The sequence below is a fragment of the Zwartia hollandica genome (assembly GCF_019923725.1).
In the GTDB taxonomy this organism is placed as follows: Bacteria; Pseudomonadota; Gammaproteobacteria; order Burkholderiales; family Burkholderiaceae_B; genus Zwartia; species Zwartia hollandica.
Genome location: NZ_JAHXRI010000001.1, coordinates 378,658 through 401,306, shown reverse-complemented (window position 1 = coordinate 401,306; position 22,649 = coordinate 378,658). Strand labels below are relative to the sequence as shown.

18 protein-coding genes and 2 tRNA genes are annotated in these 22,649 nt (G+C 52.6%); 11 read left to right on the top strand and 9 right to left on the bottom strand.

The genetic code is table 11. The annotated features are described in order from the left end of the window. Positions 1 to 14: 14 nt before the first annotated feature. Entirely contained in the window at positions 15 to 3,560 is a 3,546-nt protein-coding gene (locus KZZ10_RS01885) for an indolepyruvate ferredoxin oxidoreductase family protein (RefSeq protein WP_259659787.1), read from the bottom strand. A gap of 138 nt (positions 3,561 to 3,698) precedes the next feature. On the opposite strand from KZZ10_RS01885, the gene nudC reads away from it, so the two are divergent. Beyond that, the gene (gene nudC / locus KZZ10_RS01880) at positions 3,699 to 4,463 is read left to right on the top strand and encodes an NAD(+) diphosphatase (RefSeq protein ID WP_259659786.1); all 765 of its coding nucleotides are present in this window, start codon (positions 3,699 to 3,701) and stop codon (positions 4,461 to 4,463) included. Positions 4,464 to 4,479: 16 nt separating this feature from the next. Here the strand turns inward: nudC and KZZ10_RS01875 are convergent, their stop codons facing one another. After that, positions 4,480 to 5,484 (bottom strand): asparaginase, encoded by a 1,005-nt coding sequence (locus KZZ10_RS01875; protein ID WP_259659785.1) that lies wholly within the window; start codon positions 5,482 to 5,484, stop codon positions 4,480 to 4,482. A gap of 37 nt (positions 5,485 to 5,521) precedes the next feature. Next, complete coding sequence (locus tag KZZ10_RS01870) at positions 5,522 to 6,334, bottom strand: enoyl-CoA hydratase/isomerase family protein (RefSeq protein WP_259659784.1); 813 nt, start codon at positions 6,332 to 6,334, stop codon at positions 5,522 to 5,524. Positions 6,335 to 6,432: 98 nt separating this feature from the next. On the opposite strand from KZZ10_RS01870, the gene KZZ10_RS01865 reads away from it, so the two are divergent. After that, positions 6,433 to 7,395, top strand: coding sequence for a Bug family tripartite tricarboxylate transporter substrate binding protein (locus KZZ10_RS01865; protein ID WP_259659783.1), 963 nt, complete (start codon positions 6,433 to 6,435; stop codon positions 7,393 to 7,395). After that, entirely contained in the window at positions 7,392 to 8,588 is a 1,197-nt protein-coding gene (locus KZZ10_RS01860; protein WP_259659782.1) for a CaiB/BaiF CoA transferase family protein, read from the top strand. Before KZZ10_RS01865 ends, KZZ10_RS01860 begins: the two co-directional genes overlap by 4 nt. Here the strand turns inward: KZZ10_RS01860 and KZZ10_RS01855 are convergent. Both KZZ10_RS01855 and KZZ10_RS01850 read right to left on the bottom strand, forming a co-directional pair. Further along, a complete protein-coding gene (locus tag KZZ10_RS01855; protein WP_259659781.1) occupies positions 8,585 to 10,225 on the bottom strand; it encodes an FMN-binding glutamate synthase family protein in 1,641 nt (546 codons plus the stop codon). The two genes, KZZ10_RS01860 and KZZ10_RS01855, sit on opposite strands and share 4 nt — an antisense overlap. Positions 10,226 to 10,257: 32 nt before the next feature. Beyond that, the gene (locus KZZ10_RS01850; protein WP_259659780.1) at positions 10,258 to 11,205 is read right to left on the bottom strand and encodes an AEC family transporter; all 948 of its coding nucleotides are present in this window, start codon (positions 11,203 to 11,205) and stop codon (positions 10,258 to 10,260) included. 100 nt (positions 11,206 to 11,305) lie between these two features. Between KZZ10_RS01850 and KZZ10_RS01845 the strand changes: the two genes are divergently transcribed. Beyond that, the gene (locus KZZ10_RS01845; RefSeq protein ID WP_259659779.1) at positions 11,306 to 11,776 is read left to right on the top strand and encodes a GNAT family N-acetyltransferase; all 471 of its coding nucleotides are present in this window, start codon (positions 11,306 to 11,308) and stop codon (positions 11,774 to 11,776) included. 36 nt (positions 11,777 to 11,812) lie between these two features. Here the strand turns inward: KZZ10_RS01845 and KZZ10_RS01840 are convergent. Then, a tRNA-Leu gene (locus tag KZZ10_RS01840) sits at positions 11,813 to 11,897 on the bottom strand. Between the two features lie 105 nt (positions 11,898 to 12,002). Here KZZ10_RS01840 and rnr point away from each other — a divergent pair. The 7 genes from rnr (at position 12,003) to KZZ10_RS01805 (ending at position 19,130) form a co-directional block, all read left to right on the top strand. Next, on the top strand, positions 12,003 to 14,432 hold the full coding sequence (rnr, locus tag KZZ10_RS01835; RefSeq protein ID WP_259659829.1) for a ribonuclease R: 2,430 nt from the start codon (positions 12,003 to 12,005) through the stop codon (positions 14,430 to 14,432). A gap of 12 nt (positions 14,433 to 14,444) precedes the next feature. Then, positions 14,445 to 15,182: a 23S rRNA (guanosine(2251)-2'-O)-methyltransferase RlmB gene (gene rlmB, locus KZZ10_RS01830; protein WP_259659778.1), complete on the top strand. Its 738-nt coding sequence runs from the start codon at positions 14,445 to 14,447 to the stop codon at positions 15,180 to 15,182. A gap of 48 nt (positions 15,183 to 15,230) precedes the next feature. Next, positions 15,231 to 16,481: a cystathionine gamma-synthase family protein gene (locus KZZ10_RS01825; protein WP_259659777.1), complete on the top strand. Its 1,251-nt coding sequence runs from the start codon at positions 15,231 to 15,233 to the stop codon at positions 16,479 to 16,481. 269 nt (positions 16,482 to 16,750) lie between these two features. Then, positions 16,751 to 17,023 (top strand): HU family DNA-binding protein, encoded by a 273-nt coding sequence (locus KZZ10_RS01820; protein WP_259659776.1) that lies wholly within the window; start codon positions 16,751 to 16,753, stop codon positions 17,021 to 17,023. A 153-nt stretch (positions 17,024 to 17,176) separates the two neighbouring features. Continuing rightward, a tRNA-Val gene (locus KZZ10_RS01815) sits at positions 17,177 to 17,252 on the top strand. Between the two features lie 78 nt (positions 17,253 to 17,330). Then, entirely contained in the window at positions 17,331 to 18,008 is a 678-nt protein-coding gene (locus KZZ10_RS01810) for a response regulator transcription factor (RefSeq protein WP_259659775.1), read from the top strand. Beyond that, on the top strand, positions 18,009 to 19,130 hold the full coding sequence (locus KZZ10_RS01805; RefSeq protein ID WP_259659774.1) for a sensor histidine kinase: 1,122 nt from the start codon (positions 18,009 to 18,011) through the stop codon (positions 19,128 to 19,130). A gap of 23 nt (positions 19,131 to 19,153) precedes the next feature. On the opposite strand, the gene KZZ10_RS01800 is transcribed toward KZZ10_RS01805, so the two are convergent. The 3 genes from KZZ10_RS01800 to KZZ10_RS01790 form a co-directional block, all read right to left on the bottom strand. After that, positions 19,154 to 20,374 (bottom strand): argininosuccinate synthase, encoded by a 1,221-nt coding sequence (locus tag KZZ10_RS01800; protein ID WP_259659773.1) that lies wholly within the window; start codon positions 20,372 to 20,374, stop codon positions 19,154 to 19,156. Between the two features lie 60 nt (positions 20,375 to 20,434). Continuing rightward, a complete protein-coding gene (gene argF, locus KZZ10_RS01795; RefSeq protein ID WP_259659772.1) occupies positions 20,435 to 21,373 on the bottom strand; it encodes an ornithine carbamoyltransferase in 939 nt (312 codons plus the stop codon). A 79-nt stretch (positions 21,374 to 21,452) separates the two neighbouring features. Beyond that, a complete protein-coding gene (locus KZZ10_RS01790) occupies positions 21,453 to 22,631 on the bottom strand; it encodes an aspartate aminotransferase family protein (protein WP_259659771.1) in 1,179 nt (392 codons plus the stop codon). Positions 22,632 to 22,649 lie beyond the last annotated feature (18 nt).

Genomic DNA, 22,649 nt, shown 5'->3' with positions numbered 1-22,649 from the left:
CCGTTGTGTGTTCGCTACGCACGCCAGCGTGACAATAATTCGGTCTGTTTTTCTTTCGCGCTCGCAACGTGACGCGCCTTGACATGTCCGTAACCGCGAATGTTTTCAGGGATCGAGGCAATCTGAACCGCTAGCTCGAGATTATCTTGGTTCAAAGAAGCGAGCAATTCTAGAATTGTTTCTTTGTAGGCGTCGATCGCGGCACGTTCCTCACGCCGCTCGTCGCTGTAACCAAAAAGGTCAAGTGGCGTTCCTCGCAAAAATTTCAGCATGGCAACGCCACGCAAGAGCGGTCGTATCCATGGGCCGAATCGGCGCTTGATCAACTCACCTTTGGTGTTTTTCGCTGAGAGCAATGGCGGTGCGAGATGATGGGCGATTTGAAAGCCTGGTTCATACTGCGCGCGTAACTTTTCTTCGAACGCTGTCTGTGTGTGTAGACGTGCGACTTCATACTCATCTTTATAGGCCATTAGCTTAAAAAGATAGCGCGTCACAGCAGTCGATAAGCGTTTGCCTGAGCCTAGCTGTTGTTCAACCTGATGAACCTGCGATACAAAATCACGATAGGACTTAGCGTAGGCAACATTCTGATAGTGTGTCAGAAACTCCTCACGTACGGCGATCAACTCTTCAAGGCTCTTGCGAGGCGTGAAGCTCACTGGCGTCTCTTGGAGGCTTAGTAAGTTCTCGAGGCGACCGAGTGCGGCTGCACGCCCCCAATCAAACGCCTGTAAATTGCGCTCGACTTGAACATTATTGAGGACTAAGGCCTGTTGCAAGGCTTCTCTCGAAAGCGGAATCCATCCCTTCTGCCACGCAAACCCTAGAAGCATTGGATTGGCATAAATCGAATCACCAAGTTTGGACAATGCAAGGGCGCTCGTGTTGAGGCTAGCTAGGTGTTCCGCACCGACAGTCTGTTCGATGGCTGTTGCGCAAGCATGGTTAGGTGCTTTCCAATCCGGACTTTGAACAAAGCCAGCTGTTGGCGTCGCATGAGTGTTCAACGCTACGTTTGTGCGTCCCGCTTGCATATACGTGAGTGTGGCGGCATTTGCCGCGACGATTCCATCACAAGCCAGAATCAAATTTGCTTGGGCGATGTCTACTTTGGTTGCGCTAAGTGTGGCCGGACTATCTGCAATCTGCACATGGCTCCAGGTCGCGCCACCTTTCTGCGCCAAGCCAGCGGAGTCTTGCGTGATGATTCCTTTGCCTTCAATATGCGCAGCCATTCCCAAGAGTTGCCCGATGGTGATGACACCCGTGCCGCCGACACCCGCTACGACAATACGATAGGGCGCTTGGCAATCTGGCAGTACTGGTTCAGGTAGATCCTTAAAGAGTACTTGCTCATTATTCGTGGCGATTGATGTTGGTGTACGTTTGCGCGGGGTAGCGTTCTCTAACACAACAAAGCTTGGACAAAACCCATTCAGACAAGACTCATCCTTATTGCAGCTACTGTGATTGATTTGCCGCTTACGCCCAAACTCTGTTTCGAGCGGTTCCACAGAAAGACAGTTACTTTTACTGGAGCAGTCGCCGCAGCCTTCACATACCAGTTCATTAATCACAACAACACGCTTGGGATCTTCGAGTTTGCCTGACTTACGACGTCGGCGTTTTTCCGTCGCGCAGGTCTGGTCGTAGACGATGATTGTGGTGCCGCGCACTTCCCGTAATTCGCGCTGAATACGGTCAAGTTCATCACGGTGAAAAACCTCGACACCCGCCTCGAGCTTGACTCCTTCATAGCGTTCAAGAACATCGGTCACGACGACAACGCGTTGTGCTCCCTCTGCCACGGAACTCTTGACGATTTGTGGAACCGATAACCCTTCAGGTCGCTCTCCAACTTGCTGTCCTCCGGTCATCGCAACTGCATCGTTGTAAAGGATCTTATACGTGATATTGACGCCCGCGGCGATCGCTTGCCGAATCGCTAAGGAGCCACTGTGAAACCAGGTACCGTCGCCAATGTTGGCAAAGACATGTTCTTCGTTAATGAAAGGTGCTTGGCCAACCCAGGGTGCGCCTTCTCCACCCATTTGGGTGAAGGTGACCGTATCTCGATTCATCCAGATCACCATGTAGTGGCAACCGATTCCGGCGAGGGCACGACTGCCTTCAGGGACGCGCGTACTGGTGTTATGCGGACAGCCGCTACAAAACCATGGTGGCCGCTCTCCCGTACTTGGATCAACGTGTAGCAAGGACTGTTTTTTCGCTTGAATGATCGAAAGCCGTGCTTGAATGCGAGCCCGAATATCCTCGGGCAATGCATGTTGCTCTAGTCTGTGAGCAATCGCCTGTGCGATGAGTGAGGGCGTTAGATCTGCGTTTGCACGCAGTAGCCAGTTACCCGCTGGGTTGCTGAGAGACCATTCTCCACCTGTGTGATCCCCAGGTGTCTGATCAAATTTACCTAGGACGTCAGGGCGTACATCTGCGCGCCAGTTGTAGAGCTCTTCTTTAATTTGGTACTCAATGATTTGTCGCTTCTCTTCGACAACGAGTATTTCTTTTAAACCGAGTGCGAATTCTCGTGTGATGGTGGGTTCAAGCGGCCAGACGACGTTTACTTGATGGAGTCGGATGCCTAATCGTTGGCAAGCAGCCTGATCTAAGCCGAGATCTAATAAGGCTTGGCATGTGTCGCGATACGCTTTACCGCTGGCAATAATACCGATACGATCGTTGGGGCCTTGAATAGTTGTGCGGTTAAGGTGGTTTGCGCGAATATAAGACAGTGCGGCATACCATTTGTACTCCATCATGCGCGCTTCTTGCTCGAGTGGACTGTCAGGCCAACGCAGATGTAAACCTCCTGCAGGCAAGATGAAGTCCTCGGGCATCACGATCTTGACGCGATCGTGGTTGATGTCGACGCTTGTGCTCGATTCGACGACCTCTTGAATGGTTTTCATGCCCGCCCATAAGCCAGAGAAACGGCTGAGCGCGAAGGCATGCACACCCATGTCCAAAATTCCTTGGACATCGCTTGGAAAAAAAACCGGAAAACCGCAGGCCTTGAAAATGTGATCACTCTGATGGGCCGCCGTCGAACTCTTCGCGGCGTGATCATCGCCTGCGATGGCAATTACCCCGCCAAACTTAGCAGTCCCTGCCATGTTTGCGTGCTTGAATACATCTGAGCATCGGTCTACGCCGGGGCCTTTGCCGTACCAAATCCCGAAGACACCGTCATGTTTCTTTTTGGTGGGGAACAGGTCTAGCTGTTGTGTGCCCCAAATTGCAGTGGCGGCAAGCTCTTCATTCACCCCAGGTTGGAAAACGACATTGTGTTTTGCTAAGTGTTTTTTTGCTGACCACAGGGCTTGATCGTAACCACCGAGGGGACTGCCGCGGTAACCACTAATAAAACCCGCAGTGTCTAAACCTAAAGAGGCGTCGCGAACCTGCTGCAACATGGGCAACCGAACAAGGGCCTGAATCCCGCTCATAAAAGCGTTCCCCTCAGACTGTGTGTACTTGTCCTCTAGAGATACCTTTGCTAGGGCTGCCTGAGAAGTGCTGTTGAGTGGTGCGTTCATGGTTGCCTTAGTGCTCGTGTCAGCCCGGATAGAGTGACTTTAAGCGTGATTCTGTGTGGCTGTAAGAATACAATATGCAGATTCCCAGTCTAAGGCTCGCGTGAGGCTTAGCGAGCATTGTTTTTTTTGAGAACCTTAATGAGCGACTTAACCTACTGGATTGTTCGACATAGCAATCAGGTTTTTATATCAACGCAAGCTGAATCTGGGGATGTGTTTCCTTTAGCACGGGCTTCAGATTTCGATTTGCCCCATAGCCCGCTATTGATTGGCCAGTGGCAAGGCAAACCTTGTTACGCCATCGAAGCAGATCAAATACCCACACATCTTGTGGGTGAATTACGACCCGTTCGTAGTATTTTTGGCTCGGAGGGGGCAGAGGCCTTCGCGTTAGCGGGTCGTGCGACCCAGATGATTGATTGGCAAAAGAACCATCAGTACTGTGGGCATTGCGGGACCCCTACGATAATGAAAACTACCGAGTTTGCCATGGAGTGCCCGTCCTGCCGGTTGATCGCCTATCCAAGAATATCGCCTGCGGTCATGGTTCTTGTTGAGCGCGGTAATGACTTGTTGCTTGCACGTAGCCCGCACTTCAAGCCAGGCGTGTTCAGCGCACTAGCCGGTTTTGTAGAGCCCGGCGAAACGCTTGAACAATGTGCGGTGCGTGAGGTAAGGGAAGAGGTTGGCATCGAGATCACAAACCTGCGGTATTTCAAGAGTCAGCCTTGGCCATTTCCGAACTCCTTGATGATTGCTTACTTCGCAGACTACGCTGGTGGCACGATTACTCCGGATCCGTCCGAAATCGAAGCGGCTGACTGGTTCTCGCGTGAGGCTTTACCTTTGCTGCCAGATCCAGTCAGTATTGCGCGACAACTCATCGAGGCGGCACTTCGCTAGAGGCCGCCTGTTTGCGTTAGTACTGATCAAAAATACGTTGTAACTGCTCCGGGTCTTGGGTGACAGCCAAGGCTAAGCCTAGCAGTACACGCGCTTTTTGTGGATTGAGGTTGTCGGCTTGCAGGTAGCCAGCCTCTCTCGACTTTGTGGGCGCGAAGGTTCGACCTGAACCCGCGCGAGAAGAAATCACTACGCGTGCACCGGCTTTGACAGCCGCTCGCATTGCGATGTCTTCCTGCGGAGTGAGCAGGCCTGGTGCGAAGGCTGCTGCAACAATACCTTTTGCCCCGGCTTGCACAAAAGCATTGATCGCAGCCCCGTCATCACCCGCGTAGCTGTAAGCGATATCAACCCGGGGAAATGCAGACATATTAAGAATGTCGAACTCTGTGTCTGGATTATGGCGTCGAGTAGGTTTGCGATAGAACACAATGCGGTCGCCATCCGCATGACCAAGTACGCCGAAATCATGTGAAACGAAAGTCTGTAATCTCCCGTTTGAGCTTTTCGTCACTTCACGAGCAGCATGGATTTCATCATTGAGCGCAATCATCACGCCCATTTCACGTGCTTCGGGCGTGCTCGCAATACGTACTGCGTTAAAAATATTGAATCCTGCATCAGAGGACATCGCACTCGCAGGTCGCTGAGATCCCGTGAGCACAACTGGCAAATCAGTCTTGAGCGTGAGGCTCAGTGCATAGGCAGTTTCTTCCATGGAAGAGGTGCCATGAAGAATAACAACGCCACTTAAGTCAGGATTTTTTTGTTGTAGATCTGTGATGGTTTGCGCGAGGCGTTTCCATTCGGGAAAGCTCACGGCGGTTGATAGCAGTGTGTCAAAGGGTACGGCGATGACGTCGGCGATCGTCTTACAGTGATGGAATTTTTCTAACATCTGATTCGCATCAAGTCGAGTTCCAGTCGAACTGTACTCAAAGACATCGAGCTCACCAATCGTACTCATTGAGGTGATGGTGCCACCAGTGCTAATCAGTGCAACTTTAGGTTTTTTGGTCATTACGTCCTCACGGTTGAGAGATAGTCCAAGAAGTTTTTTATTGACTTTTAAGGCTGTCGCCAGTGAACTTCGCAGCGCGCTTTTCCTTCCAGGCTAGCGCGCCTTCTTTCATGTCTTCAGACTGCTCTGAGTGCAATACTGCAGCACGAATCGCTGCGTCGTCGAGTTCACCTCGGGCGATTAAGTTAAGGTGCTTTTTGATGCCTAACAAGGCGAGAGGTGCCATACCGGCGAGTTGGGCACTTAGCTCGTCAACCCGCGACTGGAGAGCGTCAGCCGCTACGATTTCATTTAAGAACCCGATCGATAGCATTTCGGGAGCAAGAATTTTTTCGCAGGTTAGAAAAAGCCGCTTCGCATTGTTCAGGCCCAGGCGTGTGACGTAGCGAATCATCCCACCCGGGTAGAAATGTAAGCCTAGTTTTGCCGCAGGCATAAACATGTTGGTGTCTGGTACGCCAACGCGAAAGTCGCAAGCTAAGCTTAAGTCAGTGCCGCCACCATAGACGCCACCATTGATTGCCGCGATCGTGACCGGTCTGGCGCGCTCTACGATATCAACGGTGTCCCCAAAATAAAGGGAGGAGGGGGCAGCGTCAGCCGCCAAGGACGATATGTCATAGCCACTGCAGAAATACTTCCCGTCTGCAATGAATTTAAGCACGAGCACTTGCGCACTTTTGTTCACTTTATCGATATGTGCCCGGATTACATCCAAGTCGTTAGGACTTAACCTATTTGCATAGGCGGGATTGCGTAAGCGAATGGTCGCGATGGATCCGTTGATCCTAAGTTCTGGCGTAGTAGGCTCGGCGCTAGCGGGCTCGGGAGTGCTCGGACGAACGGACATTGAGGGTGTTCCTTTGCTGCGATAAATAGTTTCCAGAACGCTACGCAGTCCTGTATGCTCGTTAGCATAAAAAATACTATGACCCAGGGAGACAAGCTATGCGACACTTTATCGCACTTTTGATGTTCGTTTTTTGTGTGGGCAGTAACGCGCTGGCGCAACAGGCTGGGTTCCCTAGCAAGCCGTTGCGCATTGTGGTTCCGAATGCGGCTGGCGGTGGGACCGACGCCTTCGCTCGCGTGGTCGCCTCCAAACTCGGTGAGGAATTAGGACAGTCCGTCATCGTTGAAAACAAGCCAGGCGCACAAGGCGGTATTGGGACGACTTTCGGTGCCAAGTCGGCACCCGATGGTTACACCATGACATTGGCCTTCACGAGTACGTTTGCAGTCAATCCTTTTGTGCATAAGGATTTAGGCTACGACCCGTTAAAAGATTTTGCAGGCGTGGCACTTGGTGTAACGCAACCGTATCTTATCGTGACGTATCCCGATGCACCCTATAACTCGTTAAAAGAGTTTGCGGACTTCGCACGTAAAAAGACAGGTGGTGCAACATTTGCTTCAACGTCGTCCCAGACTGAATTGATTGGTGTTTTGTTTCAGACGATCGTCAAAACAAAGATGCTGTACATCCCTTATAAAAACGCAACGACAGCCGTTGTCGAGTTGTCTAGGGGGGATATTGATGTCATGGTAGCAAGCCTGCCTTCTGCTATCCCGTTGGTAAAGGCCGGAAAACTGAAAGCGTTGGCGGTAACGGGTAATCAGCGTGTTGCCGCATTGCCAGACGTGAAAGGGGCTGCGGAGTCAGGATTCCCCGAGTTTGAAGCCAAGGGGTGGTATGGCTTGGCGGTGCCTGCAGCGACACCTGCGCCAATCGTACAAAAGTTAAACCACCATATTAATTTAGTGCTTGCAATGCCAGACGTTCGTGCCTCACTTGTCGCTGCCGGTTTCGACGTTGAGACCTCAACGCCTCAGGGTTTTTCTGAGCTTATTCGGCAGGATTACAAAAGATGGGGAGAGGTTGCCAAGCAACAACGGGGTAGCCAACCATGAGTGCGGGCGTCAGAAAAGGGCCTCTTGCAAGATTTCGAGTGCTAGATCTAACACGGCTGCGTTCTGGACCCACAGCAGTGCGTCAATTGGGTGACTGGGGCGCCGAGATTATTAAGATTGAAACACCCGAGGGCTTAGGCGTTAGTGACGGCTGGGGAGATAGTCGTCTAGGACCCGATTTTCAGAACTTGCATCGTAATAAAAAAAGTCTGACGCTAAATCTTAAAGATCCTGAAGGCTTGGCGATCTTTAAAAAAATGGCTGATACGGCGGATGTGATTATCGAGAACTTCCGGCCTGACGTTAAGTTCAGATTGGGCATTGACTATGAGTCGCTCAAGCTAACGAATCCTGGTCTGGTGTATGCGAGTGTGTCGGGGTTCGGGCAGGATGGTCCTTACGCAAAGCGTCCCGGCTACGATCAAATTGTTCAGGGAATGGGTGGTTTGATGGCTGTCACGGGTTTGCCGGGACAAGGGCCTGTTCGCGCGGGTATTGCGGTGGCGGATTCGGCGACGGGTTTGTATTGTGCGCTCGGTATCTTGACTGCTTTGCTCGAACGCGAGGAATCTGGGCAAGGTCAGTGGGTACAGACGTCTTTGCTTGAGTCGATGATAGGAATGCTAGATTTTCAAGCGGCCCGTTGGCTTATTGGCAAAGAAGTTCCAGAGCAGGCGGGCAATGATCATCCCACCTCCATTCCGACCGGTGTGTTTGAGACTTCAGACGGCTACATCAATATCGCTGGTGCTGGCGCGCAGCAGATGTGGGAAAGACTTTGCAAAGCGATGCATGCTGAGCACTTGTTGGAGCGCCCAGAGTACAAGACGGGCAAACTGCGCTCCGCTAATCGCGTACCGCTGAATGCAGAGCTATCGCAGATCACGCGCTTGTGTTCTACGCAGGAGTGGATTCGACGTTTTGAGGAGGCGAGCGTTGCGAGTGGTCCAATCTATCGCATGGATGAGGTGTTTGATGACCCGCAAACAAAGCACCTAGGAATCGCCGTACCTGTCCATCATCCGGAGCTTGGCGATATTAAAGTTGTCGGTCAACCCGTAGGTTTGTCACGCACGCCCAGCGAGATTCGCTCGGCGACCCCTGCGCGTGGATCTGATACCGAAGCGCTCATGCGCGAGTTTGGTTACTCATCCGAGCAGATCGCTGAGTTTCAGAAACGACTAGTCATTTAGGCGCGGGTGATGTGCTCAGTCAGTGAGCGCAGGGGCTTGAAGCTATCGGGGGTAGCCATGGGCCAACAAGTCTCGAAGACGCGTCCCGTGAGCTCGTCGTTCAAAAGTGAGCCAGGCGCAATGTTTCTGTAGGTTTCAGACATCAGCGCAACGCGATCGTCGACTTTGCGTTGGGCAATATGGCTTGTGGTCACCTCAGCCGGATGCTCAAGCCCGGCTGCCTGCAGAAGCTCAGCCAGGGCGTGCAATGTGTTGTGATGAAATTGGGCGACTCGCACGGCTTTATCTTCGGGTACAAGCGCACGTTGGCGGTCTGGGTCTTGCGTGGCGACCCCAGTCGGGCATCGGCCGGTATGGCATTGCTGTGCCTGGATGCATCCGATCGCGAACATGAAGGCGCGCGCACTGTTGCACCAATCGGCGCCAAGCGCAAAAACTCGCATCATGTCAAAAGCCGAGACGACCTTTCCAGACGCGCCGAGCTTCACGCGGCCGCGTAGATTTAAACCTACCAAGGTGTTGTGTACAAGGCGAATCGCTTCGCGCAGCGGCGTTCCAACATGATCTACAAATTCGATCGGTGCTGCGCCCGTACCACCTTCGGCGCCATCGATCACGATGAAGTCTGGAGTGATCCCTGTTTTGACCATGGCTTTGGCGATTGCGAACCATTCCCACGGATGCCCAATGCAAAGCTTAAAACCGACAGGCTTTCCACCAGACAAGCGTCGTAGGCGCGCAATGAATTGCAATAAACTCACCGGGCTGTCGAACTCGGAGTGTGTCGCAGGTGAGTTGCAGTCTTGACCGACGTGCACTCCTCGTGCAGCGGCAATCTCAGCGGTTACTTTACTGCCGGGAAGGATTCCACCGTGGCCTGGTTTAGCTCCTTGAGACAGTTTGACTTCAATCATTTTGACTTGATCGCGGGTGGCGTTCTCCGCAAAGTGGGCTTCAGAGAAACGTCCGGCTTCATCCCGACAACCAAAGTAACCTGAGCCTATGTTCCAGATTAAGTCTCCTCCATGCTCTTTATGGTAGCGGCTAATGCCTCCCTCACCGGTATCATGCGCAAAATTTCCAGCTCGTGCTCCTTGGTTCAAAGCCAGTATCGCGTTAGCAGAGAGTGCCCCAAAGCTCATTGCCGAAATATTTAGAACCGACAGAGAGACGGGCTTGCTGCAGTCAGGACCTCCCACGGTAATTCTAAAGTCGCTATCCGCTATCTTGCTTGGTGTCATCGAGTGATTGATCCACTCGTAGCTATCACTGTAAACATCGAGCTGAGTTCCGAAGGGACGTTTATCGATTTCTTGTTTCGCGCGCTGATACACCAAAGAACGATCGGCTCTCGAAAAAGGTGTTTCAGCCTGATCGCCTTCAATAAAATATTGTCGTATCGCAGGCCCCGACTCTTCAAACAAGTAGCGCAAGTGGCCGATGATTGGGTAATTACGCAAAATGGCGTGATGAGTTTGAAAAATATCCCAAATGCCTAAGCCAGTTAGACTCCACATGACAATGCTTAAGAGCCACCATCCTGTGGGTGCTGGTGAGCCGAGCGCGATGAACGGTGCAAACAGGCTGAGCGCCACACAAAGACCGAAGACTGCAAAACGGGAGAGGAGCGCATGCATCGTTAAAACTCCAAAAAAACTTGATTGGTATCTTAAGTCGGGAGTTGCTGGCTGATCCAAGCGATCAGTAAAGAAATGGTAAAAACCGAAAGAACGGTTGAAACGAGGATGGCTTGTGCGCTTGCCTGAGCATCACGATCGTAGATCTGAGCCATCATAAAGGGGCCTGTGCCCACGGGAAGTGCCGAGGCCAAGATCGCGACTAGTTGCCAGAGGCGAGGCATCTCAAATACATACAGTACCAAGAAAGCTGTTAGGGCTGGTTGCACAAGGAGTTTGAGCACGGCAATACGGATGACGATGGGGTTGCGGCCCCAGCCTGAGGTCTCTGCGAGGAATAGGCCAATCGCGATCAAGGCGCAGGGTGTCGCAGCGTCACTCACCAGCTCGATATAGCGCCCGACTGCCAGCGGCATCTCTAATTGAAAGTAAGACCAAGCTAAACCAAGTGCAGGCGCAAGCAACAACGGATTGCGTAGCATCGAGCGTGCAACATTTTTAAACGCAGTCAGTGGGGATGTGTGCGAAAACCTATGCAGATCTGCAACCATGATCGTGGCAGCAAAAAGCACTGAAACCGTAAAAAGCGTTGTGATGATCGAAGGTCCAAGGCCGCCTTTTCCAAACACCATCAAACAAAGCGGTATACCCATGAAGCCCACATTACTGTAGGCAGAGCTCATGCCATTAATGATGTGGTCTAACCCCGACTCCCCTTTGCTACGCGCGATAAGCGCATACAGCGCGGCCGTTCCAAAAATACCCAACCCATAGGCTGCAAAAAAGCCGGGCTCTGCGAGCTCACCAAGAGGTGTCGCCGACATCGTGGAAAAAAGCTGGGCCGGTAGCGCAAGATAGATAACAAAACGATTGAGTCCTTCTCGGCTCTTTACTCCGAGTACGCCTGCTTTTGTACAGAGCCACCCCGTGAGGATCAGCGCAAAGACTGGAAAGGCAGCATTAATAACCGCAGTAAACATGAATCGTAATTGTTTAAGCCTGTGAACTTTTAAGTGTAACTTGCCAGCAATTACATGGATAATTTACAAAATCTAGACTTTTACTCAGAAAGGCAAGTCAATGAATATGTCTGGTGACGGCTTAAAGCGCTCAGCGAGCGCTGGAACCGAGTTGTTCCGAGTTAAGACGGGTACATGGGATCAGTTTGGCTCACAGGCGAGTGCGATACGCTTTGAAGTGTTCGTCAACGAACAGCGGGTCCCGCTCGAAGAGGAGCTAGACGCTGCCGATGCACAGTGTTTGCACGCGTTAGCAATTGATGCGACAGGAGACGTCATCGGCACTGGGCGTCTTTTGCCTGATGGTCATATTGGTCGGATGGCCGTGCTGCGGCCTAGCCGGGGTAAGGGCGCGGGGGCTGCCATTTTGTTGGAGCTCATTGAGCAAGCGCGTAGCCAAGGTTTTTTGCAGGTTGTGCTGTCCGCCCAGACGCACGCCAAGGGCTTCTACGCCAAATATGGCTTTACACAAGAAGGAGAGGAGTATATGGATGCAAATATTGCTCACATCCTGATGCGCAAAACGCTTTGAAGCTTTAAGCGATAGCTAATATGCTTTACACTGCGATGGTGCCCAGAAGAGGACTCGAACCTCCACACCTTGCGGCACACGGACCTGAACCGTGCGCGTCTACCAATTCCGCCACCTGGGCCTATCTGTACTCCAGAAGCACCGCATTATAAGCGAGATCTAAGCTTTGGCAAATCGCCTACCTCCTCATTCAAAGAACAACCGCAATGCTGCGGTCCCTGCAGAATTGCCACCAGATTACGACCCGGCTGTACCGAGCCGTGAACAAATTCTCGAGGCATTACGTTCGGCCGGTGTGCCGCTGTCGCCCGAGGATCTTGCCTTACGCCTCGAGCTGTCTTCAGACGAAACGCTAAAGGGTTTCGATCGTCGTCTCGCTGCCATGGAACGCGACGGGCAGTTACTTCCCAACCGAAAGGGTGTGTTGCTTCTTGCGAACAAACTTGATTTTGTCGCGGGTCGTGTTCAAGGACACCGCGATGGCTTTGGATTTTTGATTCGTGATGGTGGTGGACAGGATTTATTTTTGTCGCCGCGTGAAATGCTTAAGGTGCTGCACGGTGACCGTGTGTTGGTCAAGCCCTCGGGTGAATATCGCGGAAAACCTGAGGCAACAATCGTAGAAGTGATTGAGCGGCGCACGAATAAATTAGTCGGTCGTTTTCTTAATGAGCGTGGAGCGACAATTGTTGTACCTGAAGATCAGCGGATCAAGCACGATGTGTTGATTCCACCAGGCGATACGGGTGGAGCACAACACGGGCAAGTGGTCTCTGTTGAGATCGTTGAGCAGCCTACACGCCATTCGCAGCCCTTGGGACGCGTAGCAGAAATTCTCGGCGAGATCGATGATCCCGGCATGGAGATCGAAATCGCTGTGCGTAAGTTTGATGTCCCGGTTGATTTCTCGGATGCAGCCCTCAAGCAGACCGATAAGCTTCCCGAGGCGGTGCGTCGTAGTGATTTAAAAGATCGCGTCGATCTACGTGATGTGGCGTTTATCACGATTGACGGCGAGGACGCGCGAGATTTTGATGATGCTGTGTATTGCGAGCAAGTAGATCTAGGAACAGGACGCAAGCGTCTGGCCTGGCGCTTGCTGGTTGCTATTGCGGATGTGAGTCACTACGTCACACCTGAAGATGCCTTGGATGAAGCGGCACGAGAGCGCGGCACGAGTGTCTATTTTCCGCGCCGCGTTATTCCGATGTTGCCCGAGAAGCTTTCGAATGGCTTGTGCTCACTCAATCCGCAGGTAGATCGTTTAGTGTTGGTGTGCGACATGGTTATTCCGCTGACGGGTGCCAAGGCCGGCACCGTCGCAGCCTATCAGTTTTATAACGCAGTGATTCACTCCCATGCGCGAACAACCTATAACCAGGTCTGGGAGTCGTTACAGCAACCGCAAGGTCCGGCTGCGCGCGCTTTGTCGCACGTCCTGCCTCAAATACAAGACTTGTACCAGGTATTTCAGTTACTGGGTCAGGCTCGTAAGGAGCGCGGTGCGATTGATTTTGACACTGTCGAAACAAAAATCATGTGCAACGAGCTGGGACGCATCGAAAAGATCGTGGGCGTGACACGTAACGATGCACATCGTTTGATTGAGGAGTGCATGCTCGCAGCCAATACTTGTGCTGCAGATTTTATGTTCCGCAGCAAGCATATTGGTCTATACCGCGTACACGAGGGGCCCACGCCAGATAAGCTGCAATCTTTGCGTGAATTTTTACGCACTTTAGGGTTGCATCTGGGGGGCGGTGCAGATCCTACCGCGAAAGATTATGGTGAATTGCTTGCGCGTGCGCGAGCCCGACCAGACTATCAATTACTTCAAACGATGTGTCTGCGGTCAATGCAACAAGCGATTTATGGACCGGATAATGCTGGGCACTTTGGCTTGTCTTATCCTGCATACACGCACTTTACTTCTCCGATTAGACGCTACCCTGACTTGGTGACGCATCGCGTCATCAAAGCGCTGCTTAAGGGTGAACGCTATCAGCCTGTCTTGCACGGGTTGGTTTCCGCACCGGGCGCAACTCAACGTGAGCATGAGCACGATCTGTGGGAGAGGCTGGGCCTGCTCTTGTCAGCGACGGAACGTCGCGCTGATGAAGCGTCGCGGGATGTCGAAGCCTGGTTGAAATGTTGGTTCGTGAAAGAACGTGTGGGTGAGACTTTCAGCGGCAAAGTCACGGGCGTTGCGAGCTTCGGTATTTTTGTGACCTTAGACACGCTGCACGTAGAGGGCTTAGTACACGTATCGGAGCTCGGGAGTGAGTATTTTCAATTCAATGAAGCCTTGCACGAACTGCGCGGTGAACGCACAGGCATTCGTTATCGACTGACGGATTCTGTGCAGGTCCAGGTCGCGCGTGTGGATCTTGAAGCGCGTCGCATCGAGTTTCGGTTGGTGGCGGGCACGAGCTTTGTCGCTTTACGTAAAGCGGCTAGTCGTGTCGAAGATCCTGGTATGCGTCGAGTCAAGAAGGCGGCATCGACAAAGCCGCCTGAACTAAAAGGTCAAATAGCGAAGGTTCGGCGTGCGCAAGCCAAGAAGGCCGCCAAGTCAGAATCTGCGCGACCTTCAAAAAAGATTCAGCGCGCCACAAAGGGCGCGGGCGTTAAAAAAGCAGTTCGGAAAGGACGATAGGGAATATTTACGATGGCAGCGACTCAGATGTTGGCCGGCTTTCACGCCGTCATTGCGCGTTTGCGCCAAGCACCGGATTCGATCCGTGAGGTCTACGTTGAATCACAGCGCCGTGACAAGCGGATGCAGGCGTTCATCGAGCAAGTCACCAAAGCGGGGCGCACGGTTCATCCAGTGGGTTCGGACCGTCTGGATGGATTAGCGGGAGGCTCTCGGCATCAGGGGGTTGTGGCCGTTGCGGATGCGCGCAAGCTGGCAGACGATCTCGATGAAGTCTTGGATGGGCTAGAGGGATCCGCGTTCTTGCTTGTACTAGATGGGGTCACAGACCCCCATAACTTAGGTGCTTGCCTGCGTACGGCGGATGCCGCCGGGGTTCACGCCGTCGTGGCGCCGCGAGATCGCGCCGTTGGGCTAAACACCACCGTGCAGAGGGTGGCTTGCGGCGCAGCCGAGTCTGTGCCCTATGTGATGGTGACGAACCTGGCTAGGACGATGCGAGAATTGAAGGATCGCGACATCTGGCTAGTTGGTACGGATGATCAAGCACCGCAGGGCATTCACCAGACCGATGGATGTCGCGCGATGGCCTGGGTGATGGGGGCTGAGGGTGAGGGCATGCGACGCCTGACTAGAGACACGTGCGACGAGTTAGTGCACATCCCGATGCTTGGTAGCGTAGAGAGTTTGAATGTCAGTGTTGCGACTGCCGTGTGTCTGTACGAAACGGTACGTCAGCGAGGCGCCTAGAGTGCTTTATGATCACACTAATCAACACAGTTTTGTAGGTAGATGCTAATGGCTAAGCACGGTTTTACTACTCGAATTTTGCATAATGATCGCCACCTCTCCGTAGAGCATGGAGCGGTCCACAAGCCGATTCATACGTCCTCGCAGTATGCCTATTCCGACGCGCGCGAGTTAGCTGCGGTCTTTCAAGGCAAAGCGGGCTATACCTATGCGCGCCAGGGAACTCCCACAACCGATGCCTTAGAAAAGAAAGTGTCTGCAATGGAGGGCGGGGGTACCAGTCTGACCTTCTCAACAGGAATGGGTGCGTTATCTGCGTTGTTTACTACCTTGCTGCGCGCAGGTGATCACTTGATTTCCAGTCAGTTTATTTTTGGAAACACAAATAGTTTGTTTGGAACGCTAGAGCATCTTGGCATTGAGATCACGCTCGTCGATCCGACGGATGTATCGGCTGCCGCGGCCGCAATTAAACCGAATACTCGGATGGTGTTTACCGAGACAATTGCAAATCCAGGCACACAAGTCGCTGACCTCGAGGGGTTAGGGCGTTTGTGTGCAGAGCACAAGCTTGTGTACGTGGTCGACAATACGTTGACATCGCCCTGGCTGTTCCAGCCCCGCACGGTTGGCGCGTCTCTCGTGATGAACTCGTTGTCCAAACATATTGGGGGTCATGCGAATGCCTTGGGCGGGTCGTTGACGGATACTGGGCTATACGATTGGACGCAGTTTCCAAATATTTTGGACGTCTACAAAAAAGGACCTTCCGTGGGTTGGGGGATCACGCAGATCAAGAAAAAAGGCCTACGTGATATGGGAGCAACGCTCTCGGCTGATGCGGCGCATCGTCTTGCGGTAGGCGCCGAGACGTTGTCTTTACGTTTGGATAAGATCAGCAGTAATGCAATGGCCTTGGCTAAGTTTCTCTCCACGCATCCAAGTGTTGCACGGGTGTCGTACCCAGGACTCGAGAGCCATCCGCAACATGAGCGTGCTCGTAAGTTATTTGGTGGCAAGTACAGCAATTTACTTGGCGTCGAGTTAGCCGAGGGAATCGATAGTTTCGACTTTTTGAACCGTTTACAGATTGTTATTCTCGCGACGCATGTCGGTGATACGCGTACATTGGCACTGCCTGCAGCGCAGACGATTTACTACGAAATGGGCCCCGCGCTGCGCAAGCAAATGGGCATCGCCGATGGGCTGATTCGTCTTTCAATCGGGATCGAAGAGCAGGAGGATTTACTCGCTGACTTCGCGCAGGCGTTTGAGCAATGTCAAACAAAGGCTGCGTAATTACAATTACTGGGTCGCCTTGTAGCGTAATTTTTTTTTTGAAGCTACAGGGAAATCCATTAGCTTTTAGAGCAGTTTTATAAACTTACAGCCAAGTAAGTTGCGGGTTTTGCGATGGTTTTCGCTTGACAGCCGCATCGAGTCGAGGCTTAATGACGATATGCATAAGTAATTGCAGTAATGTCGCTTTAACTTGATATGCAAAATGTTTAAAGTATGTGTCCTACCAAGACTCTGCTTTCTTTTAAACCATTTGAGGTAAATCCAATATGAACAAAACCGAATTGATCGATCACATCGCCAGCAAGGCTGACATCTCTAAAGCTGCCGCGGCACGTTCGCTCGACGCCATCATTGGAGCCGTCAAGACAACCCTTAAAAAAGGTGGCACTGTGACGTTGGTCGGTTTTGGTACCTTTGCCGTGTCGTCGCGCGCTGCTCGTACAGGCCGCAACCCACGCACTGGCGAAGCGATCAAAATCAAAAAAGCTAAAGTGCCTAAGTTCCGTCCAGGCAAAGCGTTGAAAGATGCACTGAACTAATCAAAACTGGCTTTTGCTAGACTGATTCAGTTTGCTAAAAATGTGCGGTTCGCTATAATGCGAACCGCATTGTTTTTTTTTGGCTTCGGTGGCCCTTCGTTGTATGTATCGTCCCTTTGCGTGTTTTAGGGGATGGTTCGTAAAAACTTCTTAGGGTGCTTAGCTCAGTTGGTAGAGCGGCGCCCTTACAAGGCGTAGGTCACAGGTTCGACCCCTGTAGCACCCACCAGTATTATTCTCCTCCCCCTCGCCATCCATCGGCATAGTTTGTCTTACCGCTTTCGGTAAGCAAGTATAAAATTGCGTCATGAAAGTACTTGTGATCGAAGATGACGCAACGCTTGGTCGAGCCTTGCAAGAATTCCTGAGTGACCATGATTACGCTACAGACTGGTTAGCGGACGGAGAGCGCGCGCTCTCAGCGCTAAAAAACTATGCATATGACCTAATCGTCCTTGATTTAAATCTTCCCGGTGTGGATGGTCTTGAGGTGTTGCGTACCTTACGTGCCGATGGGAACCCGGTACCTGTGTTGATTTTGACTGCACGAGACGATTTAGCCGATCGCGTCGCAGGCCTTGACGCTGGCGCGGACGACTATCTCACCAAACCGTTTGAGTTAGCGGAGCTTGCGGCTCGTGTGCGGGCCTTGGCGCGGCGTCACAACGGTAACGCGCAGTCCTTAATCGAGTTTGGCTCGTTAACGTTTGATGGTGTGCATCGTGAGCTGCGTGTGGCAGGGCAACGTTTAGCGTTATCGGTTCGTGAACTTTCCGTTCTTGAGATGCTTTTATTGCGTCCCGAGAAGATCGTGACGAAGCAGCAGATCGTTCAAAAGCTTTCTGTCATTGATGCGGATTTCAGTGAGAATGCAGTCGAGGTTTATATCTACAGGCTACGTAAACGTCTCGAGGGTGTGGGCGTTGCGATACAGACTGTTAGGGGCTTTGGTTACTCCCTCGAGCTCAAGGAGGTCACCTCGTAAATGGTCAAGCGTGCGGCGAGGCCAGCGGTGAGTTGGATGCCGTTTGGTGCACCGAATAGCTTGGCGCGGCATTTGTTGGTCAGATTGTTGCCGCCTTTGTTACTACTTATTTCCCTAAATCTTGCCCTGACTTGGTTTGTTTCACACAAGCTTGATATCGAGGAATGGCAACTCGGGGACATCATTTGGTTGATGTTGTTCGGGCAGCTTGCTTTAATTGTTGCACTGGTGGTGGTTGTCTTGCGCAGCGTGCGTGCCGGGATGCAGTCGGTTAGTGAGTTGTCTGAGCAGATCGCCTCGAGAACACCAGAAGATTTCGGCAGCATGAAGGTCCCAGGCTTGCCACGTGAGTTGCAAGTATTGGTTCAACATACCAATGGGTTGCTTGATCGTATAAGCGACACCCTCGCTGCGCAGCGCCGTTTTGTTGGTCACGCAGCGCATCAACTTAAAACGCCTCTTGCCGGCTTAAAACTCGAATCTGAACTCATGTTGGCCAAGCCTCTGCCCAATGACATCCGTCAGAGAGCAGAGCGAATAAAAAATGTAACTGATCGAATGATCCGCATGGGTAAGCAACTGCTTATCTTGGCGAGGGTCGATCCCGAGGTTAGGCCACAAGATAATTTTGTGATGCTTGATTTATGTGAGTGGATACGTACCGTTGGTGCCGATTGGCTTGAGCCGACAAAAGCGGCGGGAATTTCTCTTCAGCTGGAAGCACCTGAGCAACCGGTCTGGGTCGAAGGCGATCCGATTCTCTTGGCCGAGATGTTGGCAAATCTAATCGATAACGCGTTGCGCTACGCAAAAGGTGCTGATTCGATCAAGTTGATTGTCACGTCCACGCCGCCCACATTCTCGGTAGAGGACAATGGCGCGGGTATTTTGGCTGGGGAGCAGGAGCGCGTCTTTGAAGCGTTTTATCGTTCCCCCGAGGCCCAAGAGGGTGGCTCAGGGCTTGGGTTGGCGATCGTAGGCGAGATTGCGCGCGCTCACGGTGCTTGGTGGAACCTGCTCAGCAGCCCCCAACTCGCTGGCGTGCGTATCACTGTCGTGTTTCCGGGGCCGCGCAAAGGTACGCTATTTAAACGCCTGGATCGGTTGCAATCTTTGCATTGATCCAGGCGTGTCGACGTACGGTACTACTTGCGGCCGGCGCGTGCCTCAATACGCATGCGTAAGGCATTGAGCTTGATGAAGCCTGCCGCATCCGCTTGGTTGTACGCACCACCGTCATCGTCAAATGTAGCGATCGTCTGATCAAACAGGGTGTCTTTCGAATCACGTGACACGGTATAGACGTTACCTTTATACAGTTTGACTCGCACCCAGCCATTGACGTCTTGCTGGGTGGTATCGATCAGCGCTTGCAAGGCGCGGCGTTCGGGTGACCACCAGTAGCCGTTGTAGATCAGTGTTGCGTAACGAGGCATGAGGTCGTCTTTGAGGTGGGCGACTTCCCGATCTAGTGTGATGGACTCGATTGCTCGGTGTGCTTTGAGCATGATTGTCCCACCAGGTGTTTCATAACACCCGCGGGACTTCATGCCGACGTAGCGGTTTTCTACGAGGTCTAGTCGTCCAATCCCGTGCTTGCCACCGAGCTCGTTCAATTTCGTGAGAACTTGAGCGGGTGAGAGGCGTACCCCATTCAAGCCGACAATATCCCCGTGTTCGAATTCAAGGTCGAGGTACTCGGCTTTGTCTGGAGCGGCCTCAGGAGAGACTGTCCAGCGCCACATGGATTCTTCTGCTTCTGCTTTTGGATCTTCGAGGTGGCGTCCTTCAAAGCTGATGTGCAGTAGGTTTGCATCCATGGAGTAGGGGGCACCACCTTGCTTGTGCTTCATGTCGATCGCAATGCCCGCATCTTCCGCGTACTGCAGCAGTTTCTCGCGGGAGACGAGATCCCATTCGCGCCAAGGAGCAATGACTTTAATGCCAGGCTCAAGCGCGTAGTAGCCGAGTTCAAAGCGCACCTGATCGTTACCCTTGCCTGTTGCGCCGTGCGAGACGGCATCGGCTCCAACTTGACGCGCGATTTCAATTTGACGCTTTGCGATCAAGGGGCGAGCAATGGAAGTGCCCAGCAGATACTCGCCTTCGTATACCGTGTTGCAGCGGAACATCGGGAACACAAAGTCGCGAACGAACTCCTCGCGCAGGTCATCGATGAAAATCTGCTCGGGCTTAATACCAAACTTAATAGCTTTAGCGCGCGCTGGCTCAAGCTCTTCGCCCTGGCCGATATCGGCCGTAAAGGTGACAACCTCACATTGATAGGTGTCTTGTAGCCACTTCAGAATAACCGAGGTGTCCAGCCCGCCTGAGTAGGCAAGCACTACTTTTTTAATGTCGCTCATGAGAAGCTCTGCGTAAGTGAAGTAATTTGATTTTAACGGTTTGGTAGAGGTAATCGGGTGCTAGCTGGTTTTACCTAAGAGTAAGAATTCCATCAGCGCCTTTTGGACATGCAGGCGATTTTCTGCTTCGTCCCAAACGACACTTTGCGGTCCATCGATGACATCCGCAGTGACTTCTTCACCGCGGTGTGCGGGCAGGCAGTGCATAAACAGGGCGTCTGGTGCCGCAGACCCCATCATTTCTTGATCGACGCACCAATCAGCAAACGCCTTACGTCGTTGCTCGTTCTCGGCCTCGTAACCCATGCTGGTCCAAACGTCTGTTGTGACGAGGTGCGCACCCTTGCAGGCTTCGAGCGGATCGCTGAACTCTTTAAGTGCCTGAGCAGAGGTGCCGGCGATTCTGTTGGGATCGAGACGGTAGCCTGCGGGCGCAGAGACATGCAATGTGAAGCCTAGTCGTTCGGCGGCCTGCAGCCAGGTGTAAGCCATATTGTTCGCATCGCCTACCCAGGCCACCGTTTTACCCGCGATACTGCCGCGATTTTCGATGAAGGTAAAGATGTCAGCCAAGATCTGGCAAGGGTGAAACTCATTAGTCAGACCATTGATGACTGGAACACGTGAATGCTGAGCAAAACGCTCGATGCGTGTTTGCTCGAAGGTGCGGATCATGACGATATCAACCATGCGTGAAATAACCCGCGCGGTGTCCTCGATGGGTTCGGAACGACCAAGTTGTGAGTCACTCGTGGTCAGATGAATGACAGAGCCACCCATTTGATACATCCCAGCCTCAAAGGAGACGCGCGTGCGCGTGCTAGCTTTCTCGAACACCATTGCGAGGGTTCGGTCGTGCAAGGGGCGGTGTGGCTCGTAACGTTTGAACTTGTCTTTGATAAGTTTTGCTCGTTCGAAGACGTGCAAAATTTCATCCCGAGAAAAGTCGCTGAACTGCAGAAAATGCCGCAGAAGACCAGTTGTAGTGGCGTTAGACATAAAGCACCCGATAGGTTTGTGTGTCGTGACCTGGCTTGGCCGCTCCCTGTTTGAGCTCGGCCAAGCTCGGACTTGACGGTTACTGCTCGGCGTTAAACGCCTTAATGAGGGGGACCAGGATCTTGACGATTTCGTCCGCCTCGGCTTTGTTGATCAACAATGGGGGAAGCATGCGAATCACTCGGTCGCGTGTGACGTTAATGAGTAGACCGGCCTCAAGCGCACGACCCACTAAGACGCCGCAGGGCTTCTCGAGTTCTACACCTAGCATCAGGCCTTGCCCGCGCACTTCCAGGACGCCAGGGGTGCCTTTTAGGGCGCTCTCTAGGCCTGCCTTCAGATGGGCACCCACAATGGCTGCGTTCTCGAGCAGCTTTTCTGATTCGAGTGCGCCAAGTGTGGCGAGCCCAGCTGCGCAGACCAAGGGACTTCCACCAAAGGTTGTGCCGTGGCTTCCAGGACCAAGTACGCCAGCAGCAGGTCCTCGTGCCGCAATAGCGCCAATCGGCACGCCACCGCCCAAGCCTTTTGCAAGCACGACCACATCGGGCAGGATGTCAGCCCATTGATGCGCCAACCACTTGCCGGTACGTCCAATGCCAGACTGCACTTCGTCAATCATCATGAGCCAGCCGCGCTCATCGCAAAGCTTACGCAAGCCTTTCATGTAAGCAATGTCAGATGGGCGGATGCCGCCTTCACCTTGCAGAACCTCAAGCAGCACGGCAACCACCCGGGGCTCTTTATCGCCAGCGTTGCGTACAGCCTCGAGATCGTTGTATTTAACTTTTACAAAGCCCTCGGGCAGTGGACCGAAACCGGTCCGTGCTTTTTCGCTGTCTGTGGCCGCCAAGGTGCCCAATGTACGACCATGCCACGAGGATTCCATGGTGATAATGGTTGGTAGATCGTTGCCTTTCTTGTAGCCGTAGTAGCGCGCGAGTTTGATAGCGGCTTCGTTGGCCTCAGCACCGCTATTACCGAACAGAACCTCGGTCATGTTGGAGATTTCGTTAATGCGCTTGGCTAAGGCTTCTTGTTGCGGAATTTGATACAAATTGGACGTGTGAATGACGCGCGCAGCCTGCTCGCTAATTGCTGCAACGAGCTTTGGATGATCGTGACCTAAACAAGAGACGCCAATGCCAGCCATCGCATCTAGATAACGTCGGCCATTTGTGTCCCATAGCCAAACACCCTTACCGTGTGTAAAGGCGACTGGTAGACGGCCGTACGTATTCGAAATGGCTGAACTCATTGTCGTGACTCCTTAGTG